The sequence below is a fragment of the Rubritalea profundi genome, from assembly GCF_002954445.1.
GTDB classification, from domain to species: Bacteria; Verrucomicrobiota; Verrucomicrobiia; order Verrucomicrobiales; family Akkermansiaceae; genus Rubritalea; species Rubritalea profundi.
This window is the reverse complement of sequence record NZ_MQWA01000001.1, coordinates 1,998,440-2,022,248: the sequence shown is the minus strand read 5'-3', so window position 1 is coordinate 2,022,248 and position 23,809 is coordinate 1,998,440. Positions and strand designations below refer to the sequence as shown.

General features: G+C 48.3%; 21 protein-coding genes. 2 read left to right on the top strand and 19 right to left on the bottom strand.

Translation table 11 applies throughout. From position 1 onward, the window contains the following. Positions 1–44: 44 nt before the first annotated feature. The 10 genes from BSZ32_RS08900 to BSZ32_RS08855 all read right to left on the bottom strand — a co-directional run bounded on the left by BSZ32_RS08900 (position 45) and on the right by BSZ32_RS08855 (position 11,032). A complete protein-coding gene (locus BSZ32_RS08900) occupies positions 45–419 on the bottom strand; it encodes a GxxExxY protein (RefSeq protein ID WP_105043108.1) in 375 nt (124 codons plus the stop codon). A gap of 54 nt (positions 420–473) precedes the next feature. Beyond that, positions 474–2,558, bottom strand: coding sequence for a flotillin family protein (locus BSZ32_RS08895; protein ID WP_206018786.1), 2,085 nt, complete (start codon positions 2,556–2,558; stop codon positions 474–476). A 23-nt stretch (positions 2,559–2,581) separates the two neighbouring features. Then, entirely contained in the window at positions 2,582–3,106 is a 525-nt protein-coding gene (locus BSZ32_RS08890) for a hypothetical protein (protein WP_338066237.1), read from the bottom strand. 197 nt (positions 3,107–3,303) lie between these two features. Next, on the bottom strand, positions 3,304–3,870 hold the full coding sequence (locus BSZ32_RS08885; RefSeq protein WP_105043105.1) for a ribonuclease H-like domain-containing protein: 567 nt from the start codon (positions 3,868–3,870) through the stop codon (positions 3,304–3,306). Positions 3,871–3,922: 52 nt separating this feature from the next. Next, complete coding sequence (locus BSZ32_RS08880; protein WP_105043104.1) at positions 3,923–4,756, bottom strand: RDD family protein; 834 nt, start codon at positions 4,754–4,756, stop codon at positions 3,923–3,925. A 12-nt stretch (positions 4,757–4,768) separates the two neighbouring features. Further along, entirely contained in the window at positions 4,769–6,361 is a 1,593-nt protein-coding gene (locus BSZ32_RS08875; RefSeq protein WP_105043103.1) for an ABC transporter permease, read from the bottom strand. A 156-nt stretch (positions 6,362–6,517) separates the two neighbouring features. Further along, the gene (locus tag BSZ32_RS08870) at positions 6,518–8,698 is read right to left on the bottom strand and encodes a ComEC/Rec2 family competence protein (RefSeq protein WP_105043102.1); all 2,181 of its coding nucleotides are present in this window, start codon (positions 8,696–8,698) and stop codon (positions 6,518–6,520) included. Position 8,699: 1 nt separating this feature from the next. Continuing rightward, positions 8,700–9,293 carry a tetratricopeptide repeat protein gene (locus BSZ32_RS08865; RefSeq protein ID WP_105043101.1) on the bottom strand — a complete coding sequence of 198 codons (594 nt, stop codon included), beginning with the start codon at positions 9,291–9,293 and terminating at the stop codon, positions 8,700–8,702. 120 nt (positions 9,294–9,413) lie between these two features. Then, positions 9,414–9,989, bottom strand: coding sequence for a pseudouridine synthase (locus tag BSZ32_RS08860; RefSeq protein ID WP_105043100.1), 576 nt, complete (start codon positions 9,987–9,989; stop codon positions 9,414–9,416). Between the two features lie 11 nt (positions 9,990–10,000). Then, complete coding sequence (locus BSZ32_RS08855) at positions 10,001–11,032, bottom strand: hypothetical protein (protein ID WP_105043099.1); 1,032 nt, start codon at positions 11,030–11,032, stop codon at positions 10,001–10,003. An 89-nt stretch (positions 11,033–11,121) separates the two neighbouring features. Here BSZ32_RS08855 and BSZ32_RS08850 point away from each other — a divergent pair, with 89 nt between their 5' ends. Beyond that, entirely contained in the window at positions 11,122–11,694 is a 573-nt protein-coding gene (locus BSZ32_RS08850; RefSeq protein WP_129589671.1) for a DUF1877 family protein, read from the top strand. A gap of 242 nt (positions 11,695–11,936) precedes the next feature. On the opposite strand, the gene typA is transcribed toward BSZ32_RS08850, so the two are convergent. Beyond that, positions 11,937–13,772, bottom strand: a complete 1,836-nt coding sequence (typA, locus tag BSZ32_RS08845) for a translational GTPase TypA (protein ID WP_105043097.1) — start codon at positions 13,770–13,772, stop codon at positions 11,937–11,939. Between the two features lie 448 nt (positions 13,773–14,220). On the opposite strand from typA, the gene BSZ32_RS18360 reads away from it, so the two are divergent. Further along, positions 14,221–14,370, top strand: a complete 150-nt coding sequence (locus BSZ32_RS18360) for a transposase (RefSeq protein ID WP_165788750.1) — start codon at positions 14,221–14,223, stop codon at positions 14,368–14,370. Between the two features lie 190 nt (positions 14,371–14,560). Here BSZ32_RS18360 and BSZ32_RS18800 read toward each other — a convergent pair whose 3' ends face one another. The 8 genes from BSZ32_RS18800 to BSZ32_RS08810 all read right to left on the bottom strand — a co-directional run bounded on the left by BSZ32_RS18800 (position 14,561) and on the right by BSZ32_RS08810 (position 22,980). After that, positions 14,561–14,737: a DUF2946 family protein gene (locus BSZ32_RS18800; RefSeq protein WP_165788749.1), complete on the bottom strand. Its 177-nt coding sequence runs from the start codon at positions 14,735–14,737 to the stop codon at positions 14,561–14,563. A 258-nt stretch (positions 14,738–14,995) separates the two neighbouring features. Then, a complete protein-coding gene (ftsA, locus tag BSZ32_RS08840) occupies positions 14,996–16,204 on the bottom strand; it encodes a cell division protein FtsA (protein ID WP_105043096.1) in 1,209 nt (402 codons plus the stop codon). 19 nt (positions 16,205–16,223) lie between these two features. Beyond that, the gene (locus BSZ32_RS08835) at positions 16,224–17,150 is read right to left on the bottom strand and encodes a cell division protein FtsQ/DivIB (protein ID WP_105043095.1); all 927 of its coding nucleotides are present in this window, start codon (positions 17,148–17,150) and stop codon (positions 16,224–16,226) included. After that, entirely contained in the window at positions 17,143–18,066 is a 924-nt protein-coding gene (locus tag BSZ32_RS08830; RefSeq protein ID WP_105043094.1) for a D-alanine--D-alanine ligase, read from the bottom strand. Before BSZ32_RS08830 ends, BSZ32_RS08835 begins: the two co-directional genes overlap by 8 nt. A gap of 11 nt (positions 18,067–18,077) precedes the next feature. Beyond that, positions 18,078–20,375: a UDP-N-acetylmuramate--L-alanine ligase gene (murC, locus tag BSZ32_RS08825; protein ID WP_240610595.1), complete on the bottom strand. Its 2,298-nt coding sequence runs from the start codon at positions 20,373–20,375 to the stop codon at positions 18,078–18,080. Further along, positions 20,375–21,460 (bottom strand): undecaprenyldiphospho-muramoylpentapeptide beta-N-acetylglucosaminyltransferase, encoded by a 1,086-nt coding sequence (gene murG / locus BSZ32_RS08820; RefSeq protein ID WP_105043093.1) that lies wholly within the window; start codon positions 21,458–21,460, stop codon positions 20,375–20,377. Before murG ends, murC begins: the two co-directional genes overlap by 1 nt. Positions 21,461–21,538: 78 nt before the next feature. Then, positions 21,539–22,198, bottom strand: coding sequence for a helicase-related protein (locus BSZ32_RS08815; RefSeq protein WP_129589669.1), 660 nt, complete (start codon positions 22,196–22,198; stop codon positions 21,539–21,541). Between the two features lie 173 nt (positions 22,199–22,371). Beyond that, positions 22,372–22,980, bottom strand: a complete 609-nt coding sequence (locus BSZ32_RS08810) for a hypothetical protein (RefSeq protein WP_105043091.1) — start codon at positions 22,978–22,980, stop codon at positions 22,372–22,374. Positions 22,981–23,809: the final 829 nt, after the last annotated feature.

Genomic DNA, 23,809 nt, shown 5'->3' with positions numbered 1-23,809 from the left:
TTTTAACCACAGACCACACAGAATCCACGGAAAGCTTTTGAAATTTATACGATTACTCTTTGGAAAGACGCTTTGGGATAACTCCCAAAGTTAATCACGTAACCCACTCTCATACCCGTAGCTTTAAGATAATTGTGAAGTTGGGCGATGTGGGCGGAGTCAATCGATTTACATGCCTTTAGCTCCAATATAATTTTGCCGTAGCAGATCAGATCCGGCTCATACATTTTGCGAAGGCGGTGCCCTTTATACTCTAATTCAAGTTTAGGTTTGGAAACCGCAGGGATTTTTTGATCCCTCAGCTCGATCTCCAAACACTCTTGATATACAGCCTCAAGAAAACCACAGCCCTTGTCTTTATACACTTCGAAAACTGCACTTAGGACTGCGTAACTTTCATCTTTATATAAAAATTCCATTTAGCAGGCTTTCTGTGTTTTCCGTGTAGTCTGTGGTTCTCCTATTTCCTCTACTTAGAGGAATTTTGAGGCTGGTGAGTTGGTGAGGCCGAAGCGTTCTGCTGCTCCTAGGAGCCCGACTAGCTTTCCGCGGGTTTCACCGTCGGCTTGTGGGATCATCTTCCCTAACAATGCACTGACGGTTAGGTTCTTGACGTCTTCAGTTTCGATACCGAATTGCTCAATCCAGCTACTGATCTGACTCTTGAAGTATTCTGGGTCACCATTGAAGAATGTCTCCTTCACGTCTGTAATAACCTTAGAGTTATTGACGATGCGGTCAGCGACTTTGCCCTTCGTCACCGCACTGGTGATCTGGTCAAAGAATGCTGAATCACCACCGACGATGTCGATCTTAGCCTGCTTGAGAGCTTCACCGATAACCACAGCTTGCTGCTCTGCTACCTGGCGTTGGACATCGATCTCGGCAAGTTCGATGATCTTCTGCTTATCAAGCTCGAGCTTGAACTCTTCGTGGTCCTGACCAGCTTCTTCAAAGAGCTTCATCGCAGCAGCTTTCTGCTCGATACCCTTCGCTTCTGCGGCGAAGCTGAGAGCGTCTACTTCAGCCTGTGCCGCACCTTGCTGCTTGAGAGCTTCTGCATCTGCAAGCTTCACCTCTACCTGGCCGAGGCCTTCAGCAGAAGTTTCCTTGGTCACAGCCTCAGCGAGCATCTTCTTAGCACTTGCCTCTTTCTCAGATGCTGTGAGTGCCGCTTCAGCTGTGATAATGCGCTCTTCAGCTTTCATCTCACTCGCTAGCTTGCTAGCTTCAGCAGACTTCTGAACTTCATAGGCTTCTTCGTCGGCCTTGAGAATGGCAGCCTCTTTACGAGCTTCCGCTTCCTTCACTTCACGGATGAGTCGATCCGCTGCATCTGCTTCAGCGTTAGTAACAGTCACTTGCTTGTGACGGTCTGCTCCAGCAAAGGCTTCTGTATCCTTGATCTTCTCTTGCTCGATAACCACTGTCTTCTCTAGAGCCACGCGGTCTTTGATGACCTCTTGGATGTTCTTCTTCTCGATCTCTACAAACTTCTCTTTCTCGATCGATTTGAGTTCAGTGACACGCTCGCGCTCGATAATCTCGAGGTCACGTTCACGTATGACACGCTCAATTTCGACAGCATCAGTACGCTCTTTATTGCGCAATGCTACGAGCACCTGACGTTGCTTGTTCTCTTCAGCGACTTGAATTTCTTCTTCTGAAGAAATGCGAGCACGCTCGGCTTTCTGATTCTCTTCTTCACGCACCTGATCTGATGCTGCTTGCTCACGGAATTGTGCAACTTGCACTTCGCGTTGCTGTTTAGCTTCAGTCTCAGCGAGTTGACGTTCAAGCTCGAGGATAGCTTCTCTCGCTTCCACGTCCTGCTGCTTAATGACTTTTTCTTTATCGCGTTGGATATTGTTAGAGAGCTTTGCTTGATTTGCTGTAAGCTCAGTAATTTTCTTAATACCTTCAGCATCAAGAATGTTATCAGGGTCGAGCGACTCAATCGGAGTTTGCTCTAGGTAATCGATCGCAGCATCATCGAGCACGAACCCGTTGAGATCAGTACCGATGCATTTAAGAATTTCTTCACGGAATGTGTCACGCTCTTCGTAGAGCTGAATGAAATCAAACTGTTTACCCACAGTCTTGAGTGCTTCGGAAAACTTCGCATCAAAAAGCACACGAATTTCAGTTTCAGAAGAAGCTCGGTCACAGCCGATGGCCTCAGCCACACGGATGACCTCCTCCTTCACGTTGTTCACACGAACGAAGAACGCAACCTTGATGTCTGCACGCATGTTGTCCTTACAGATCAATCCATTCTTCCCTGTCCGGTCGATCTCAATGCGCTTCAATGAGATATCCATGTGTTCCGCGCGGTGGACAACGGGAAAAACCATCATCCCTGTGAAGGTTACTTTAGTCTCTCCAATTCCTGTACGAATCAATGCTGTGCCTTTTTCTATTTTACGGAAACAGTTAGCAAACACCCATAAAACGACTACGGCGAGGACTACTATGAATATGGCTCCCCCACCAAGTAGAGTGCTGAAATCGAATGCCAAGTAATGCATTGTCCCTATATTTGTCAGTGTATCTATCATTATAGTATGTTCTTATTTTTGTTTTAAATTTGTGTGCAAATGTAGACGCCATCTTTCTCGTCTCTGCTGATAATCGTGACGATGTCACCTTTTTTGAGTACGGGCTGGCCACTGGCCAATCTACTATTGACCAATGCCGTTGCCCCTTTTTCGCGTAACACACGCACTTGCCCAAATTTTTCAGTTAGATGGGATGTTACAACGGTAGCGGATTGCCCTAGGATGGGTTCTTCATCATCTTCTCCTGCACGAAATGCCTTAAACACTGGCACCAGCGGCTTTGTGAGAACTGCTGCTATAAGGCAGCTCACAAAAAAGCCGATGACCCATGTTGCCAACCCCAGCCATACGAGCCCATCAGAGTTCCAGTACAGTATGGCTGCGATGTTGATGAGCCACTTACACAACGACACGACACTTAACACCAACATGAATGGCACATCGGTAGCATTTACCAGTTTCAGGAAGCTTGTAAGTAGACCGCCTGAATTTCCAACATCTCCATCAAAATCCGTATCTGAGTCGAAATCAAATTCAATGAAGTCCATGTCCACAGTGCCCAACAAGGCCAACAACCAATAGAGGCAGCATAAAGCTAACAGTATTGTAAATGGTAATACCCAGGGATTTAATGAGAGTTCGAAGAGTTCTTTCACGACGAAAACACTAGATGAAATTCTAGCAGATTCCGCCATTACAAAGATTAGATATTTTTCCCCCGTGAGGAAGGAAAGATTTCAGCGGCTTACTTCCAGTCGACGGCAACCTCTGCAGGGTTCCCCCCCTTATCTTCGTAGCGCACTGCGCCGTGCTCGATTCCGTATTCGTGAACGCACTTGGTAACTTTGACGTCAAAGCAACAGTACTCGGCAATCTTCATCATGTAGGATTCGTCGCCAGTCTTCTTGTAGGCATTCCACCACTTGAGGGCGTCTAAACCGTCTGCTGTCTTGCCCATTCCTAGGCTCACTTTAGCTGCTGAGTCTAACTTCAACCTGAAGCCTAACTTATCTTCAGCTTCCAGATATTGCATCATGTCGAGGTTCACCGTCTGCGCCGCTAGATCATAAATTGTGTAGCCTTGGAGGACGGGATAGTCGAACTGGATATGATTCCAGCCAACGACCAGATCAGCACGGACCAATTGATCTACGAGAGCATCCATTTGATCTTCACCGTAGACGCAGTATTGCTCGGACTTAGTCGAATACGTCACGGCCACTGAAACCCCCATCTTTGCTTTATTTTTGGCACCGCCTACGGCAGAAAAGCTCTTTTGGGTCTCGAGGTCGAAGTAAACAATATCGCGCATAGCTGAATTTAGATGTAAGAAGTATCCAGAGTAACTGCAAGTATAGGATCGCTTATTTCAAATTATCTAGAAAATCTTGCGCCCAATTATCCTTCTTCATCTCGTCTATCATTTCTTCAGGTAGACTCACATTGAGTAAGAATGACATAGCGAAAATACTCGCCACGTAGGCTAGCACATGAATTCCTGAAAATGGTCGTACCACCACTCGGTAGCGCTTAGGAGTATCCCACAGGAAGTACCCGAATCTCCGCGACAAGAACCACGATATACCCAGGGAGATTGGCCAAATTTCGACAATCCCCATACCTAGGCCTAGTATCCACACTCGCAGTGAGCGCAGCACGGAAAACTTTAAAGGAATAGCATGGCCAAGGGCATCGGTCGTTCGCAGCCCTAGCAAAAACTTTCCAGGTGAAGCCTTCCACAGATGAATCATGATGGCATCTAATAAAACATAGGCAAAACCTAAAGCAAGCAGCGGCAACACAGAATCGCCTTGCGCCATTTCAATAACTTTCTCTTGAAACACGGCAAATATAAGAACCATGTAGAGCAGGAAATCATGCATTCTAGCAAAAAAACGACGGGCCGCGTAGAGTGGCGGCGCCTTACTTAGCTCCTCGGCTATCGCTTTCTTTATCTTCTCAGTTTGATTTTTTACTGACTCCGGAATCGGCGGAGGAGTGATTAACTCTGAAACCTCTTCTGCGAGGTCAAACATGGTCTCAAACTGAGCTACATCTCCCAGTGGGCCCCAAGATGCAGCCCCTTGGTACCAGCACAGCGTCTCTTGAGTGAGCTCACCAGAGTCGATACGATCACGGATATCAAAGGTCTCGAAAGGTCCTGATTTCTCCTCATTTATTAACAACCAAACTTTCATTTCATATTTCAGTTAGAAACTTCTAAGTGAGCGGGCAGCATCTGCACGAGAAGCCATCCAGGCGGGAGCATAGGCCGCGAGCGAGCACAGCACAAAGGCGCCAATGCTCACATAAATCATCTCATTCGAATGGATCTCGTACGGTAGATCTCCACCGTAAAACGCTTTAGAGAAGGGATCAAAACCGAATTTCCTCATAATATCTTGGAGTACCGATAAATTAGTCAGAACCAATAGACTCATGCCCACTCCCGTGACCGAACCCACGAGCCCCACGATGACTCCTTGAAGGGCAAAAACATTTGTCACTTGAAATGGAGTTGCTCCTAGAGCCTTCATTACACCAATCTCACGCTTTTTCTGCAGTGTCACAGTGAACATCACCGCTCCAATAGAAAAAACTGCAATCAAAGTGATGAAGGACAAAGCTAAAGTCATCATAAAACTCTGCATGCTTATCATCCCAAATTGTTGCTTATATTCCTCCATCCAAGTGACAGGAACCCATCCATCTGGAACCACACCTTCTAACTCTTCTTCCAGCACAGAAGCTGCTAGATAAGGATCTTTTAGGCGAAGGGCTACGCCATTTACTCCTCCTGTGGTTCCTACCCCAGCGAGTTCTTGCGCGAGATGCAGCGGCACGAGTAAGGGTGGGCCAGGTGCAAATCGATCGGTCCTGTAAACCCCTGCGACTCTGATTTCTTTAGGCAAAGCCAGCTCATTCAGCTGCAGCTCTTCTTCCTGGTCGAGACTATCAATATCAATCGTCTTCAGTTCATCAAAAGCTCCATTTAGCTCCACTAACCGACCCGTTGGGTAATAATTATAGTCATCATCAAAATCCTCAGACTTCGTCATTTCATTGATTCCTTCAAAAATATCTCGTTCGCCTTGTCGGAGATTCTTGTTTCCTAATTGTGTGAGGAAATCTCGAAATTCGATCACGTCTTGGTAGAGAACTTTCTCTTTTCCATCCACGGTAGTCCAGCGAGGCTTTAGCCACTCACGAATCTCAGTGAAAAGCTCTGGGTCCTGATCGTAAACCGAAGGCGTTCCCTTTCTCTCCAGCAGGGGTTTGAGCTGTTTGATATTTCGATTTGAAATCACCTCCAAAACATCACCGACTGAAATTCCGTGTTCTTCTGCGAAAATAGAAGAAATAACCGCCACTTCACTGGTTCCACCTAGAGAGTCTCGGTCAGCAACAAATTCCATTCCGATAGAGACATCCCCATCTTCCTCTAATTTTTTAAGATCCGCCATGGTCTCAGGATCTTCAGTGTCGAGCCCCCGCATGATCACTGGAATCACACTCCCATAAATGTCTACGATCACAAAATCACGCACCAACGGGTAAGCGCTCACCACACTGGGTAATTGCTCAATCTTAGCCTCTAAAGTGCGCCATTGTTCTTCCGCTGAAACAACATCACCATCCTGATTGGGCATATCCCATCGCTGACTCCGCATCACAGTGATATGTGGAGCCTCTCCTAATACTCGCTCTTTCACCATATTCTCAAAGCCAGACATCACTGACATCACGACCAACAAAACCATCACCCCTAGTGCCACTCCAACCAATGAGATCAATGTGATCACGGATACGTGTGTCCGCAGCGGGTTGAGGTAGCGTAAGGCTAGGAGTAGACTAAAATTCTTTGTAAAAATAACGACTAGTGGGTTGGGTTACGGCGGTGAAACTCGCATTTCATCACGCAATGTCCAATGCAAAATCTGTCGGTTGATCGTAGTCTATCAATCTATTGACCTCAACTCACCTTGGAGTTGAGAAAATAAACGCATCTGACCATTTGACCACTCTAAAATCAAAGCACCTTGCTGGAGTAGTGTATAATTGGCTGCTCCATCAAACGCAGCTCGACCGTCGCTACTCACTACTATTTTCGCCCCCACTTTCTGCAAGAAATCTCTGCCCAGCTGCTCATCTCTCTCGTGCTTACCCAGCATCAGAATATCAGCAGCCACGTCCGTATTATTCTCTAACACCCAGTGCTCGAATTTATAGCCAGAATCAGCAGTGAATAAAATGCGCGAGCCTCGCCAATGGAGACGTAAAACCAAACAGCGATCATCAGCTAGCCCCTCTGAGCGTTCTGCAGCATAAACCACTTCTATCCAACTTTCATCCCCCAAGGGCAAGCGATCCCCAGTCTGGATTACATGCACGCTCACGTCTGCTACCTCAAGAAGTCCAACGGCATTTTTGAAACTCATACTCATTGCGCTGCGCTCAGGAATGACGCATTGCTTCAGCTGGATAAGCTCTAAGAATTGTTCCACACCACCACAATGTTGGCTATCGGCATGGCTTAAAATCAGGCTATCCATTCTGGCTCCATTTTTACTCAAACTAGGAAAAACCTCGCGCCGAAACTCTCTAGCGCTTCCCACATCTAACATCACCCCTCCACCAATCCCGAAATAAACAGCTGCGGCCCCATCTGGAAGAGCATAGATCACGACTCGCTCTCCCTTTTGCCATGGTCGGGCAACCACATGCCCACCTGGGATAACAGCCGCGCGGCTAACAATAGACTTCGAGCTGTGAGCTAACTGGCCATTCCACTGGTTCACTCCCACTCCTAGCGGCAACCATATAGTTCCCAGCACTAATGAGGCTCCCGAGCTGATCAGGATTAAGTAGAGCAGTAAGACCAATGGCAGACTTACAAATATGGAAATGGGAGCCAGCAAGCGGAAATACATCCACGTCAAAGGAGAGGAACCGCACCACGCACAACTCGCCACCACCAAGGCGCCCTGAACCTTTCTTCTCATTCGCAAGCTCCACTCCTGCCAGCGCGAGTACAGACTGCGAGGTAAAAAGGGATCTACGTAGCTAAACCAATGGAAGCATTTCGTCACGACTCCCCCAAGCAATGCGATCGCCACCAACACTCCGAAGGATAACTGGAATCCCGGCTGGAAAAGCATGTGTCCATCCCAAAGCAATGCCACGATAGCCCCAGCAGCCACGCTGTTAGCCAATACAATTCTCCGCTGCACCAGCCAGGCACTCAACAATACAGCGCCCATCACTGCAGCACGCATGGCAGGTGGTCGCATTCCGGTAACCAAAGCATAGAAAAACATCCCAGCAATCACGCAAGGCACCCACACTCGTCTACCACAGCCAAAAGCTTTGAGTAAAACCGCAACCATGCTGCCGACCATCATCACATGGAGACCACTTACAGCAAACACATGAATCGCCCCACTATGGCGAAAATCCGCAAGTAATTCTGCACTCTTTTCTGGGCGTTCACCCAAAGTCATAGCTCGGATAATCTTGGCTTCATCACCCTCTGGATCCAGTCCCAGTGTCAGTCTTTGGCTCAGCCATTCGCGTACCGAATGAGCTGATCTTTGCACCATGAAACGTGAAGAAGTTTCGCCTAATACTTCACATTCACGCGTGATCAGCACTCCAGCCACCCCTTTCCGGTGAAGCCATTGGCTTTCATCAAAGACGTGAGGGTTCAGCGGAATGGCAGGCTCGACAAGACGACCGCTCAATCTCAAGCGCTGTCCCATTTTCCAATCGGCCTCATACTCTGGCAACCAGATCTGTAATTTCACCCTGGGCTCTCCAACTGACAGGCCTAGGGCTTTCCCTCGTTTCACTTCTGAAGCCAACCACACATCCCCACTCCACCAGCTACCATACTCTTGGGCCATTGCCTCCTGTTTACTCAGCTGAATTGAATGGTGAAATCCAGCGACACATCCTAACAAAATACACAGTAGAAAAATTCCTCTGCGGCTCCACAGCCCCAGAGACACGGCTCCTAAAAATAAGAATGCCGACCACCATGAAGGTTGGTCAGCATAAAGCACTGCAGCGATGACTGCTATGGCGGGAGCGGCCAGTGGACATCTGGCTAACTGGTTTTCAAGCCAACGAGGGCCCTTCATCCTAGAGCACTCCCAGCTCTCTCAATTGATGAGTGGCGTTGGCAGAATGACGCGTCTCTGGGAAAGTTGTACACACTTGTTGAAGAATCTGCACTGCGGCATCCCGGTTGTCCATATTCTCCAATTGCACCTCAGAAATACGAAACATGAAAAAGGCCGCATCATCCACTTCCCATTCCCGTCCATCTAAGGCCTCCACTAACATAGCCAATGCCCCTTCGGCGTCATCTAACTGAACTATCTGAATTTTAGCCATTTCAGCCCACGCCAAGCGGTTGTGGGAATCCTCAGTCACCACCTGACGCAAGGACTCGACTGCGCCCACATAGTCGCCTTGAGCTTGTAAGGCCCTAGCCTCACGCATAGGATCATCGTTCTCAGCCACTCCACCCGGATCACTAAACATCAACCGAGCTATCCCATCAGAGATAGCTGGGAGCACAAAAATAAGGAACAACAAGCCTGCATAGAGCCCCGCGAGAACAGTGACGGATAGACGGAAGAAAATGTCATCGTCAGACGAAGACTCGTAGACGTAGTTCACAAGAAATGCCATTCCAACGCCGACAGTTCCGAGTATTATTGGTTTTACCATAGATGTATTTTCCGAAAGTAGAGCTAATGGTCTAACACGTATCTAGACACAGTAGCAAGCACCAAGGCTCGACAAATACAATTAAGCTCAATCGCGACACGCCTTGGCCCAGCCTACCGATTAGGACTCAAACAATTGAGCTCGCTCGGATTCACTAATCACTCGCCACTCACCTAGCTTAAGATCTGCTGCCTCGAAATTACCAATTTTCTGCCTAATCAAGCGTAAAGTTGGGAAACCCACTTTTGCTGTCATTCGCCTCACTTGCCGATTTTTTCCTTCAGTAAGCTCCATGCTCAACCATGCCGAACGCTCGGCCTGAGCCGCGCCTACTGGCGGCACTCGATCTAATACATTAGGAACCTCTTTGAGTAGGCTAGCTCGGCATTTTTTAGTACGATGACCACGGATTTCAATCCCTCCAGATCTAAGCATTTCGATCACCGAATGCTTCGGGGTTCCATCGACCTGCACGAGATAGGTTCGTCTGTGTCCATGCTTCGGGTGAATGAAGCTTTCCTCAAAACCCTTTTCATCGGAAAGAAGGAGAAGTCCCTCTGAATCCATATCCAGTCGACCCACCGGCATCGTCTGAGGCGGCAGGTCAAGATCTGCGAGAGTCTTTTGATCTGGGTAATCGGGGTTTTGGTTGAACTGACTAAGTACGCCGTATGGCTTATTGAGTATAATAATCATCGTTTTAAAGTTTAGTATTTGAGGTCGGGCATATTCAACACGTGACAGATGTGCTCTGCAGTCATCTCCCCCATCGTCGTTATATGTTTAAATTTGTCTATTTTATGCATGATGTCTAACTCCCGCCCTAGTGTATCAACATGTACATCTGGGCAAATCTCAGAACGCTTCATGATCTTCAAAATGGCCGAGAGCCGGCGGCGCTCAGAAGCCGCACGGCGAGCCATCTGCGAGCGCTCTTCCTCCGCGTACTGGCTGATCGTTTGCCGGTTGAGCGAATCAAAACTCAATTTCGTAATCTTACGGTTAGATCGGAAATTATAGGAAAGGTAGATACGCCCTTGTCCCTCGTAGGACTGCTGATCGAAATCAATCGGCCTCACCCTGTACTGCACTTCCTCGAAATCAGGAGTGATATCCACAACATAGTTGACCGAGCGCATATCACCTAACAGACGAATGAAACACCGTTCGTTGAACTTGGTAAATTCCTTCGCGATACGCACCTTGTTAAGTTCCGGATTATCGAGGTAATCGCGGAGGAAAGCATCTCCGGGAACTCCAGCGATGTGATCCTCAATCAGCGTATTCCCATTCACCAAATAGTTTATCCTATTGGGCGAGAGGATGTGCTCCAGTTCTAGGCCAAAAATCCTTGAAGAATCAGCAATTTTCACGTAAAAGTAGTCTGAGTTATCGTTGAACTGGTTCGTAATTTTGATCCTAAAAGGACGTGAATTACCAAACTCTCCGAAGTCGATGCGGTCAACCGTGAGGTGCTCGTGCAGAGGAGTGTCACTACCAATTTTCAAAGCAGTGTAAATGCTTATAAGATCTTCACTCAGCTTCTTTTGTTCCTCTGGAGGATACATCACAGTGAGCCAAAGCGTCTCATGACCAGTGGGATCTTCGTATGGCATCGCGCCAACAAAACGTAAAAGATCATCATAAACCTGAGGGATATTGGAATGACGCCCAAAGTGGTAAAGATATTGGTGCAAGGAATTGCCTACAGGGTATTGCTGCTTTCTACGTGAAATCATTGCTAGATCAAAATGACCATAGTTTTAGCGACTAGCAAGCACGATTGGTACTTGCTTCTCCACTCTACATTCTTAATCCTTTCCCATTCATGATCACCACCTTCACTCGCGTTGCAACCGATGACTTAGACGCACTCATCGATGATGAAGAACTCGTACTCAGTCTCGTCAACGACCTGGGGTTTGACGGACAGCTCGTTCAACAACTTGCTGGCAATGCTGCAGCAGCCAATCCGGAAGTTCTGTTTCAAACTTTAGAAGGCCGCTGGAATGGCCAAGGACAAGTTTACTCGATCGAAGATCAAATCGACCTTCTCGAACACATTGTCCAACAAAGCTCTGAAGATCATTCACCACTAGCCCAGCTTTCCAAAGCCGGCAGAGCGACCAGCATTCACAACGACCACGGCCCCATCCGCGTGCTCTTCCCGTCGCAGATTGACGCAATCAACGACTCGCTCACCTCTCTGCCAGTGGAAGTCCTCCAAGGAAAGGCCCAGCTAGAATCTCTCAACGCAGACGCAGTCCGTCCCCATAAAGAATGGACCCAGCAGGAACTCATCAGCGCCCCACTCTGGCAAATTCATGATGGCCTCTGCACCTTCTTCCAAAATGCCACTGATAATGATGAGTACATCCTCATGGCAAGGCAGGAAGGGTAAACTATGACGATGGCATTATAGAGATCGTTACAGATCTCACTACTCCTATATTTTATAGGCCCTAGCTATCCTTTTCTCAGCCCCAAAGGGGTGCCCTACCGTAGCCCAGTGCAACGCACTAGGAAATTGGCAACACGAAAAAAGCTTTGTAGAGGCGTTCCAATCCCACACAAAACAACAAAAAAGGCGATTCCCAATAGGAACCGCCTTTTGAAATTCTTAGATTTGAAATCTAAAGTCGTTTACACGTTAGCCTCAACGCTCTTTGACTGACGCTCAGAGCGCTTACGCTCGTTCGGGCAGAGTACGCGCTTACGGATACGGAGGAAGTTCGGAGTCGCTTCTACGAGTTCGTCAGCATTGATGTATTCGATAGCACGCTCGAGACCCATTGCGAGTGGTGGTGGAAGAGTCACTGTGTTGTCCTTACCAGCCGAACGGTGGTTAGTGAGTGCCTTTTCCTTAACAGGGTTGACTGAGAGATCCACGAGGCGTGGGTTCTCACCGATGATCTGACCTTCGTAGACTTCTTCACCAGCTTCGATGAAGAGCTTGCCACGCTCAGTGATTGGAATCAGTGAGTAGTTCATCGCTGTACCTGTCGCCATAGAGATGAGCGCTCCAGTCTTACGAGTGACGATCTCACCACAGTGTGGTGCGTACTCCTTGAAGAGGTGGGACATGATGCCGTGACCGCTTGAAAGGTTGAGAAGTTCGAATTCGAAACCGATGATTCCACGAGTGGAGATCGTTGCTTCGAGTGTTGCTCCGTGAGCATTCGTACCCATGTTCTCGACGCGACCCTTACGAGTTGCGAGTGACTTCATCACGCCACCGAGTGCATCGTCTGGACATTCTACGTAGAGTGTCTCGAATGGCTCCATCAGCTTATCGTCGACGCGCTTAGTGATAACACTAGGGCGGGAAACGAGAAGTTCGAAACCTTCACGGCGCATTGTCTCTACGAGAACTGCGATCTGCATTGCACCACGAGCGGCTACGTTGAACACACCTGCGTGTTCAGCGTCTGAAACTTCGATAGAGATGTTTGTTTTGATCTCACGGTCAAGACGCTCACGGATAGCGCGGGATGTGACGTGCTTGCCGTCACGGCCGTTGAATGGTCCGTTGTTGATGCTGAACTGCATCGTGATTGTCGGTGGATCGATGTCGATGAATGGAAGTGGCTCAGTATTTTCTGTGAGAGCAAGTGTCTCACCGATGTCGATGTCTTCGAATCCAGAAATACCAACGATGTTACCAGCGGAAGCGACTGCAGATTCTTCAGATGCATTTGCACCGTATTCGAATACGCGGGTGATCTTGCTACGCTGCTTAGTGCCGTCCTTGCGGAGGAGCCAGATATTGTCACCTTTTTTAGCTGTACCTGAATTCACTTTACCGAGAGCAACACGGCCAACGTAGTTGTCCCAGTCGATGTTGGAAACGAGCATGCGGAATGGCTCTTCAGCATTTGCTATTGGAGCAGGAACGCTGTCGATGATGCCTTGGAGCAATGGAGTCATGTCCTTGTGCTCGTCTTCTTCGAGGTTGCCCACGAAGAAACCGTTTTTAGCGGAACCATAGAAGAAAGGAGCTTCGAACTGCTCTTCAGTTGCTTCGAGGTCGAGGAAAAGCTCGAGAACCATGTCGCGTACTTCTGATGGACGAGCGAAGTCGCGGTCAACTTTGTTGACAACAACGATTGGCGAAAGGCCTTCAGCGAGGGCCTTCTTAAGAACGAAACGAGTCTGAGCCTGTGGGCCTTCATAGGCATCAACCACGAGGAAAACTCCGTCTACCATTTTCATCACGCGCTCTACTTCACCACCGAAATCGGCGTGTCCTGGAGTATCGATGATGTTGATTGTGTGGTCGTTCCAGTGAATGGAAGTGTTCTTAGACTTGATGGTGATTCCTTTTTCTTTTTCAAGATCCATGGAATCCATAGCACGTTCAGTGACCTGCTGGTGTTCGGCGTAGGCGCCGCCAGCTTCAAGTAATTTATCCACTAGCGTAGTCTTGCCGTGGTCAACGTGTGCAATGATTGCAATATTTCGGATCTTGTCAGTCGTCATAAGATATTGATTTTGAGAAAGTGATTTGAGTTGGAGGGAGGTCGGACAATCTCCATAATTCGCTTAATTGCAACGCCAAACTCACTTAATTATACATTTTAGAAAAATTATCACCAGAAATATAACTTAAGTAACAGAGTGTAGATCACTTACACTCTCCTTCTCAGAAAGAATTAGCTCTCAATATTTGGCTAACTCTACCCTTGTAACTCATATCCACCTCAGTCCAATGTTTTCAGCTTAAAAGCCCAAAAGCACCACTTCCAGCGAGCCTGAAACCCAACTTTCAGGCCTATACACATAAAGTTACAAAAGAAACCGAATGAGAATATCGAGGAGGTTGCTCAAGGGATTCACGATAAACTTGCAGCATCAAAAAATGCTCAGGAGTAGCATTAAACAAATGAGGCAGTGAAGCTGCATACTCAGATGGTTGAGAACCTCTGAGGTGGATCCCGAATTTAAGACTCGGGTCGCTCTAAAAGCCATCAAAGGAATCAAAACGATTCAGGATATCGCGAAGGAATTTGAAGTCCACCCTGTGCAAGTCTCCCACTGGAAAAAGAAGATGCTCGAAGGAGCTGCCAACGTGTTTTAATCAGGCAAAAAGAAATCTACTGAAGACGCGTTTGCAACTCAGCGAGAGCAGCTCCACGCTAAGGTTGGACAACAGGATGTCGAGATTGATTTCCTACGAAAAAGCCCAAACAACTCGGCCTGTGAGGGATCGTATCGGGTTGACTGAAACTGATAATTTTAACATTAGCATGAGAAGGCAGTGTGAACTCCTAGGTGTCGCTAGGTCTCATCTGTGAGCTATCAGCGGGCTGCAGAAAGCTCGCAAGATCCGGAGAGGAATCGAGCAAAGCTATTTTGTGATCGGCGCTGAGCCGCAATCTCCCAGCATCGTCAGTTTTGATCGGAGTGAGTGAGGTGTTTTTATCGATAAGGGTGGTAAGTGTCATACTTATCACACCTACGCCTAGAACGGTGCAGCGAGAAAGAGTTTAGAGAGGGCCTCGTACTGACCGCTTACCCTTTTGGTGATCATCAGTGTTTCTTGGATCGCTCCATCGAAGCTCTAGATCATGTGCGCAACACTCAGATGCGCAATTCTGCTGTATCGGATGTTTCCAATGTTAGTTGGGAAAAAGTGGCTCGAACAGTGGTGGCCACTATCGAGCTTAGCACTAAGTAATAGTGTGGTTGCAAAAAACAACTATCTAAAATGGCCAGACGGCTTTGGCTAATTTACCGAAAACTCCTGATTTCTCCTTCGGGCTATCTTCGTCCATCAGTTGAGCGTAGCGTATGAGTCCTACCACTGTGGAATATTGTGGATCGCGGAAGTACTCATGGATACCACTCACTTCTGGTTGCTCTGGGCGGTAGATAGGCAGATGGAAAACATCATTTGCGAGCTCACCAAAACCGCGCATCAAGCTAGATCCGCCAGTAAGGAACACTCCAGTTCCCACTTTTTCTAGAGCACCATCGGGAAGTTTTTGCCTCACCAACTGCAGAGTCTCTTCGAGCCGACCACGGATGATGTCGTTGAGTAACTGCCGCTTGATCTCTAATTCTGGGAAACCTTTATCGTCTGGGATAGTGACTGTGCCTACCGAGCGGGCGGGGTCACCAGAGGCGTCGCCTTCGGTGCATTTTACCTTTTCAGCTTTGGAAAGTGGCATCTGAGTCACCAAGTGAATGTCATTGGTGACATGATCACCACCCACTGGGATACAACCAGAGGCCGCCACTGCACCATCCAAGTAAAGCACGTAATCCGTCGTGCCGCCGCCAATATCGATCACCAAAGCTCCCGCTTCTTTATCCTGACGATTTAGTGCTATCTGTGCTGAGGCAATAGGAGCGAAAACGATATCATCGACATCGAGAGGAATTTCACGGGTACACTTGATGCTGTTTTGAATCCTAGTCTTGACCCCGTGTACAATATGGAAATCAGCTTCCAGCGTGCGACCTAACAAGCCAACTGGGTTGCTCGCCTGCTCGTTGCCGTCGATCCAGTATTGGCGTACTATGTTGTGGAGGTAGACGTTATCTGATGGGATTGCGATATCTCTGGCGATCTCCTTGGACTCCTCGACGTGCTCAGTAGTGATTTCTTGATCATCATCAGGAAGTCGGAAGGTTCCGCGATTATTCACACCTGAAATGTGAGAGCCGGTGACCGACAGAAAGACACTGCGGATATCGACATCGCACACATCTTCAGCTTCTAACAAAGCTTCGCGCACACAGGTGCGGACGTTCGCGATATCGGCAATTTCCCCCTTACGGACGCCAACAGACTTCGTTTCACCCACCCCAAGAATCTTGACTGAACTATCAGCCTTCACTTCCCCCACCACCATGCATGTCTTGCTGGTGCCTATCTCTAGGCCCACGTATATCTTTGATTTAGCCATCTAGGTACCTACCACTCGATTAGTCGTTCACACTTGTTAACCCATCATTCGCCTGAGCTGAGGGTTCTTTAAAATTTCCTGGAATATTATGTTTGGGCAAGAGGTTGATCCACTCTAATTCCCTACCAGTTTCTTTGGCGTGATTGCGCGCCGCGATGAGATCATTGAGCTGACGCCGATGCTCATACATTCCAAAAGTCGCCTCTACACCGTCATTGCTAGTGATGACCAACTTATAAAAATTTGCTACTGCCACTCGCTTCACCGTCCACTCACCTTTGACCACATCATCAACAAGGGTGATCAGAGACAATGCTCGGGCGGCATTCTTATTCGTCATCTTTTCTCCTAGTGGAAATTCGTGTGCTTCAGCCACACCAATATCAATGACTGGTAAATTCCGTGCCACATCCCAAAGACTACCTTGGCAGGTAAAGATCACACCATCCGCATCCATCAACATTCCAGAGAGCGGATTCCTCCCAGCCATACCGAGTTTCGGGCAGGCAATCCATGCGACAGGCACACGCTCGGTGAGCGTTATTTTCACGGTGTCGGGGAGGCGGCGCTCTACAACGGCAGTCACGACTTCTGGCCGAGCAATCAGCCGAGCTTCGGCAAGATCAATATCAAAAGAAAAAATAGTTCCATTTGGATCGATTTGCGCAATTTGGGCGACTTCACTTTCGTTAAGAAAGCCATTCGTCTTGAGTTCTAGGTGGCGGAGGGCGAACTCTGGGCTAGTGAGAAAATGGTTCTGCACATAGCGAGTTCCATAGATGCCCGCAGCACCCAGCGCAGCTAGAACAATAACGATCTTAAAGACACCCCAAACAGCCTTGCGTGATTGAAAGAAAACGATACGCGGAGAGCTGACCTGCAAGTGAAGCATGCGGTCAGAGCGTTGGCGCACGTAGCGCGTATTCGTCTGTTTCTTTCTAAACATTTCTTGGGGTCTGCAGCGAAATTTCTGCGATCTTTAAACAAAGTTTACCGAACGAATAGCCAGCCTCTTTCGCTGCTTTTGGCAGCAGACTACTCGCAGTCATTCCCGGTATAGTGTTAGCTTCTAACACATAAGGATTCCCATCGGCGTCCAATAGTACATCAACTCGGGAGTAGACTTCAACTCCCAAAGCGCGATGCGCCGCTAAAGCTGCACCTTTTACCTTTTGCGTAGTTTCAGCATCCAGCTCAGCGGGACAATAATAATCAGTCCCACCTTCACCAGTCATCCACGGATACTTGTTAGACATATCATAGAATCCACTGCGTGGAGCAATATGCACAATAGGGAAAACCTCATCCTCTAGCACACCCACAGTGAGTTCCTTGCCCTCGACAAATTGTTCGACCAGCACCTCGTCACCATACTTAGCCGCATCTTCGATCGCAGCGCGAGCATCCGCCTCCTTCTGAACGATGTGTACTCCAACGCTGGATCCCTCACGAGGGGGTTTCACTACGTAAGGTAATGGCATTTTAGGCATTTGCACACCAGCACTGCAATCGACAGTTTCGGAGGTCGGCGTTGGCACGTTCTTTTCAATGAAACGATGCTTACTCGCCACCTTATCAAAAGCTAACAAACTAGAAGCAGAGCCGGCACCCGTGTAGGCAACTCCTTGCTTTTCGAGTTGGCTTTGCAATGTTCCATCCTCACCGAAGGTTCCATGAATCGTGTTGAAAACAAGTCCCACGCCCGAGGGCACCACGATTTCATGGGTGCTGATTTCAAGAGCCACCGCATCACAGCCTTCGTCAATCAAGGCTTGAAGCACAGCCTTTCCTGTTGCCATAGAAACATCGCGTTCAGAGCCTGGACCACCCATGGCTACTGCTATTTTGATCTCTTTGTTCATTGTTCTAAATATTAAAAAAGGAAAGTATCTTCACCGATGATTTGCACTTCTGTCTCCAGCTCAACGCTCTTCTCTTGTTTCGCCTTTGTGCGGATTTGGTCAATCAGGCCGAGCACATCCTGCGCGGATGCCTTTCCATCATTCACAATAAAGTTCCCATGTTCGAGCGAGACCCTCGCCTTGCCAACGCTCGAGTCCTTGAAGCCCAATGTGTCGACTAACATACCAGCCGGCATCAGCTCAGGATTCTTGAAAATACATCCAGCACTGGCGGCAAGCGGCTGCGAACTACGACGCTTCCCCATCGAGGTTTCCATCTTTTGCTGGATGGTTCCATGGTTAGAGGCCGAGCCTATGAAGCGCGCACTCAAGGCAAAGCTACGACGAAGCTCGGGCACATTCCGATAAAATGCTTTGATCTCGTCACGGTTACGGGTCCGAATCTCACCATCTTCGTCGAGGAATGTCACCTCCACTACTTGATCAAAGGTCTCAGTCCCCATTGCTCCAGCATTCATGCGAAGTCCGCCACCGACATTCCCTGGGATTCCTTCCATCCACTCAAAGCCAGTCAGACCAGCCTTCTGAGCCACACTCGCGAGCTTTTTAAAACGCACACCAGCTCCAGCAATAATAGTATCACCTTCGACTACAACCTCACCAAAGACACCTTTCGATGGATGAATGACTACGCCTCGGATACCGCCATCACGGACTAACAAGTTAGATCCACGTCCGAGAACTCGAACTGGAATCCCACGCTCACGGCAATACCTTACAACTCTCGCAAAACAGTTATGCGTCAAAGGTTCTACCCAAAATTGGGCAGGACCACCGACCAACATCGTGGTGTGCTTACGCATCAGCTCGTACAAATGGACTTTAGCGTTCCCTTCGCCACACTCGCCGAGAATGTCCTCTAAGACCACCTGATCACGCGAGATTTTGGTGCCAGCTTCGTGCACATTTCCGGCACCTAGAGTGATCAGCATATCCCCTTCTTTTAGAGCATTGCCCACAGCGTAGTGTGCTTGCTGGACCGATCCCACAACCTCAGCCTGTATATTTCCATGCGCCTTCATGGCGTCGACAATAGTTTGACCACTGACTCCATCAATCGGTAATTCAGATGCCGGGTAAACGTCAGTCACGAAGACCCGATCGGCAGCCTGCAGGACTCTACCGAAATCATCCGCCAACTTCTGAGTGCGGCTGAAGCGGTGTGGTTGAAATAGAACAACTATCCGTTTGGGATTGAGCGAACGAGCTGTCTGCAATGTCGCCGCGAGTTCAGTGGGGTGGTGACCGTAGTCATCGATTACTCTCAAGCGCGAGCTGAGATACTTTGTTTCAAATCTACGGCGAGCACCGGCAAAAGTAGCCAGCGCCCGTGAGGCGTCGTTAAATGAAACCCCACAGACAGCAGCCAGAGCTATCGATGCTAGAGCATTGAGTGCATTGTGCCGGCCAGGAACACCTAGCTCAACACGTCCAAGATTTTCACCTTGGTGAATCACATCAAATGCGATAGTTCCTCCCTGTTCTTTAATGTTTTCTGCCACGTAGTCGGCATCGCTCCAGCCATAGGAAATCGAATTTTCTCGGGATCCGCAGAGCTCTGTAGCAACGGGACATTCACCGCAATAAATCACGCATCCTGAAGTTCGGTCTAACAAGGTAGTGAAGACCTGCTTGATGTGATTAATCCCACTATAGAAATCGAGGTGCTCTTCTTCCACATTGAGAACCACGGCGTGCTTTGGCTGATAGAGCGCCAGCGTACCATCGCTCTCATCTCCTTCAGCTACCATTAGCTCACCTCGTTCGTCCCAGTGCGCATTGGCTCCTAAAACTGGGATTTCAGCTCCCACATAATGAGATGGATGCACCGCACCACGGCGTAACACATGCGCACTCATTGCAGACGTTGTGGTCTTTCCATGCGTCCCTGAAATGACGATTCCGTCCTTGGTCGCCAAAATGGCAGCGAGGCATTCGGCGCGGCGAACCGTCGGGATGCCGGACTCGCGCGCTGCGGCCAAAGCCACATTCTCATCACGAATCGCAGAGGAATACACCACTACATCAGCATCAGCGACAGAGTGTGCATTGTGCGGGCTCGAAAATGCTAATCCAGCGCGCTGTAGACGCTCGGTCTCCGCGCTGGTGACGCGATCACAGCCGCTCACATTATGGCCCATGCCTAACAGAAGAGAAGCTAGGCCGCTCATACCTGAACCCGCAACACCAATAAGGTGAACGCGCATTGGAACGTCCGGCTGCATCAATCTCTCACTAAAATCCTTCATTACAAACTCTCAATCACAGTACAGACACGAGTCGCCGCGTCTTTCACTCCAAGTGCCGCTGACGCAGCACTCATTTTTTCTAAATTTTCTGACTTCGCGAATATGTGAGTGACATCTGCCACTAACATCCCGGCATCCAAGTCTGACTCCTGCCTGAGCACCGCCGCATTGGCGGCAGCAAAGACTTCGGCATTTTTCGTCTGGTGGTCACCCGCGGCGTACGGATACGGCACCAAAATCGAGGCTAAACCTAAGTAGGAAATTTCGCTCAAGCTCGAAGCTCCAGATCGCATTATTGCCAAATCTGTGACAGCGTAAATGCTCGGCATGTCATCGCAAAAAGCGATAAGCTTGTGGTTCGGGCAATGCTCCCCCATCTCAGCTTTGACTCGATCGTGATCAAAATTACCCGTGATGTGGATGAACTGAATATCTGGCATCGCCTTTGAGGCTTGCACTACTAGGCTGTTTAGTTGTTTAGCTCCCTGACTACCACCCATCACTAACACAGTCTTTAAAGTGGGATCCAGGCCAAGCTTCTCAGCGGCTGCTTCACGTGCAGGAAGGCTGTATAATTCCTCACGCACAGGCGTGCCTGTGATCTCGATTGCAGATTCAGGAAAATAGGGGCGAGCTTCCTCTACCCCTAACAACACCTTATCACACCATTTTGCGGTGAGTCGGTTTGCTTTACCAGGCAAGGCATTGGAGTCGTGAACAAAGGTCTTCGCTCCTAACTTTTTGCCAGCCATCACGGGTGGTAGTGAGGTGAACCCACCCATGCCGATCACAGCATCCGCTTCAAACTTCCTCAGCAATCCCTTACACTTAGCCGTCGTCTTCAGCAACTTCCACAGAAAAGGAAGCATCTTGAGCGAGAGCGTTGCTGGTTTAGCAATTGCTGGAACCGTATCAAATTCTAGATCACCGTATTTTGCAGATGCTTGAGCATCTACTTTTTTCTCAGAAATAAGCAACCGCACGGTGTGCCCGCGGCGCTTCATTTCTTGCGCCACTGCCACTCCAGGAAAGAGATGCCCTCCTGTCCCTCCGCATGCTATTACTACCTTCTTTTTACTCTCCATGATCTGCGACTCACAGCATCGACAGCAGCACAACAAACTCAAGAAAAAACTACTGATGTGCTAAAAAAATAGCACACCTTAGCGCGTGTACTTCTTCGGCTTCCACTTCTTCTTTTTGTGCTGAAGCGGCTTGGAGCGAGGTCCCTTCTTCGGCGTCTTATTACGCTTCACACGTTCCTTCAGCTCAATAGTGTCGTACTCAAATCCCTCAGCGACTAACGCATCTATGGATGTCTCTAACTTAGCCTCTAGTTGCTCTAGGGAGTTCTTGTTTTGAGGCGTGAGTAAAGTATACATTACGGAAACTGTATCGAGCCTAGTGAGATAGTCTTCCTCAAGCTCTGGGTAATCATAGTTGATCACTACAGGCGTACCAGTCCAGTCGATAGCTCTAGCGACAGCATCCGTCACTACGAGAACTCTGCACTTCCCATCTTTGAAACTAGCAAGTGAGCGATCCTTCACCTCTTGCTTTTGCTTGCCGTGCAGCGACTCTGTATGAATTCCCTCCTTGTTGAGTTCACTCGCAAGTCCATGCACACTTTCCCGAGTGCGGAGGAATACCAGCACCTGCTCCCAATCGCTATTTTTCTCTAGGAGGTGAAGCAGAAGGTCTGCTTTCTGTTGCTCAAAAACGGGGTAAATGTATTGCTGACTGTCTGACATGGCGCGTTCGGGACTAACTCCCGAGAACCATTCATGCGTCAGATTCCCCACGATGTCGAGACTTGTCCTCACCAGTCAATGCCTAATCTGTAGTAGTCCATCCCCATAAAGAAGCTGCCCCACCTAGGATCATTTGTACGGAAATCATCACCCACAACATACCCATCAGTCGCTCAATGGTGGCGGCATTACTGGAGCAGATCGAGGGGCTTGGTAAAACTAGAACTCACTTAAGGTATTTATCCTTAAGCTATTGCGTTTTTTTTCAACATTCCGTAGGCATGCACCTTGACATTCTCGTGCAAGTCATTGACTTGCTCATAATCCTGACTGACCAGGTCAACTAGTTGGTACTTCCCAATCATTTCATGGACATCATCAAATACCCGCTCACTCCGCATTAAATAGCCAACAAATCGCTGATTGAATTGCTCAATATACTCTACAGGGACAACATGAGAAGTGGCTATTTCTGGATATACCGAAAAGTCGATATACCTATTTGATGCAGTAAAAATGTGATGTTCATGCTTAGGGTTATCAGTCATGTCAGCCGTAAGGCTCACTCGGGTCGTGACTGATCTTAAGTTGTGCTTTTTCTGAAGTAGTTTCTGATTCCAGACCTCTTCGTCCCATTTTCTCTCAAAGAACATAATAGAATAACTATGTACGCCATTGTCATTGTTAGCGTATGCTGTGAGATCAATCTCCACAGCGTAGACCCTACTCAAATCGACCGTCTTTATATCCGGTCCAGAAAATGCTCCAATCTCATTTCCGTAATACAACACAGTGATTGCTGTGGAGATCTCTCCGCGGACGTCAAGTAAGGATAAATCGTAAAAATATTGCATGCGTTGGGGGGGGGTTGGGGGTTGGGGGATTCGCACTGACAAGTAAATACTCATATAAACAATTAGTCAACATAATCTCATCACTACGATATAGAAAAATATCAACTTCTCCTAACTAAGGGTTAGCTCAACTCAAGAGAAAGCTTAGATAGCCATCTCAATCAGACACTTCTTTTAAATGTGCCTTTTCTGTGACGTTTGCCTTTGTCCCTGTGTCAGCGTAGTTGTCCACCCAGTTGAAATAGAAGATTCCAGAAGGCCTATTTAATCGTTACGTATTTACTAAAGAAGGGGGGGGATTCCACTTGGCTATTCTGATTGTAAAGACACGCCTAACAACGTTGACCCGAAGTAAATAATTTCAACTGGAATGCAGACAATTCGCATCACACTACAACTCCCTGAAGGGATTCCTAGACACAGATTCATGACTATTAACCACCAACCCACAGTCAACGCACCGCTATCAGTGGCAGCATGACGTACTGATATGAATAAACTATACCATGGAGAGATCGAGCCTCAAACGTTTTCGGGTTGGAACGAGCTGGCGAGCTATTCCGAAAGAGCATCCGAAATCCACGTCATTACATTCTTCGTACGACGCGAGCAGCACTTTCGTCGATGGATAGGGCGCGTATTGAAAGTAAATCCAGATGGAGCCCTCAAAAGAACCGTTGCTGCGGCGAACGGAGATAGCTCCAACTTATCCGAGTTGCATCGTGAGGTTTACAGCGCCCGGCAGGACTCGAAATCTGAATGACCATTATAAAGCTTAACCTCGCGATCAAAACGCGCCCACACAGCTAAACACAGTATTTGACACGCA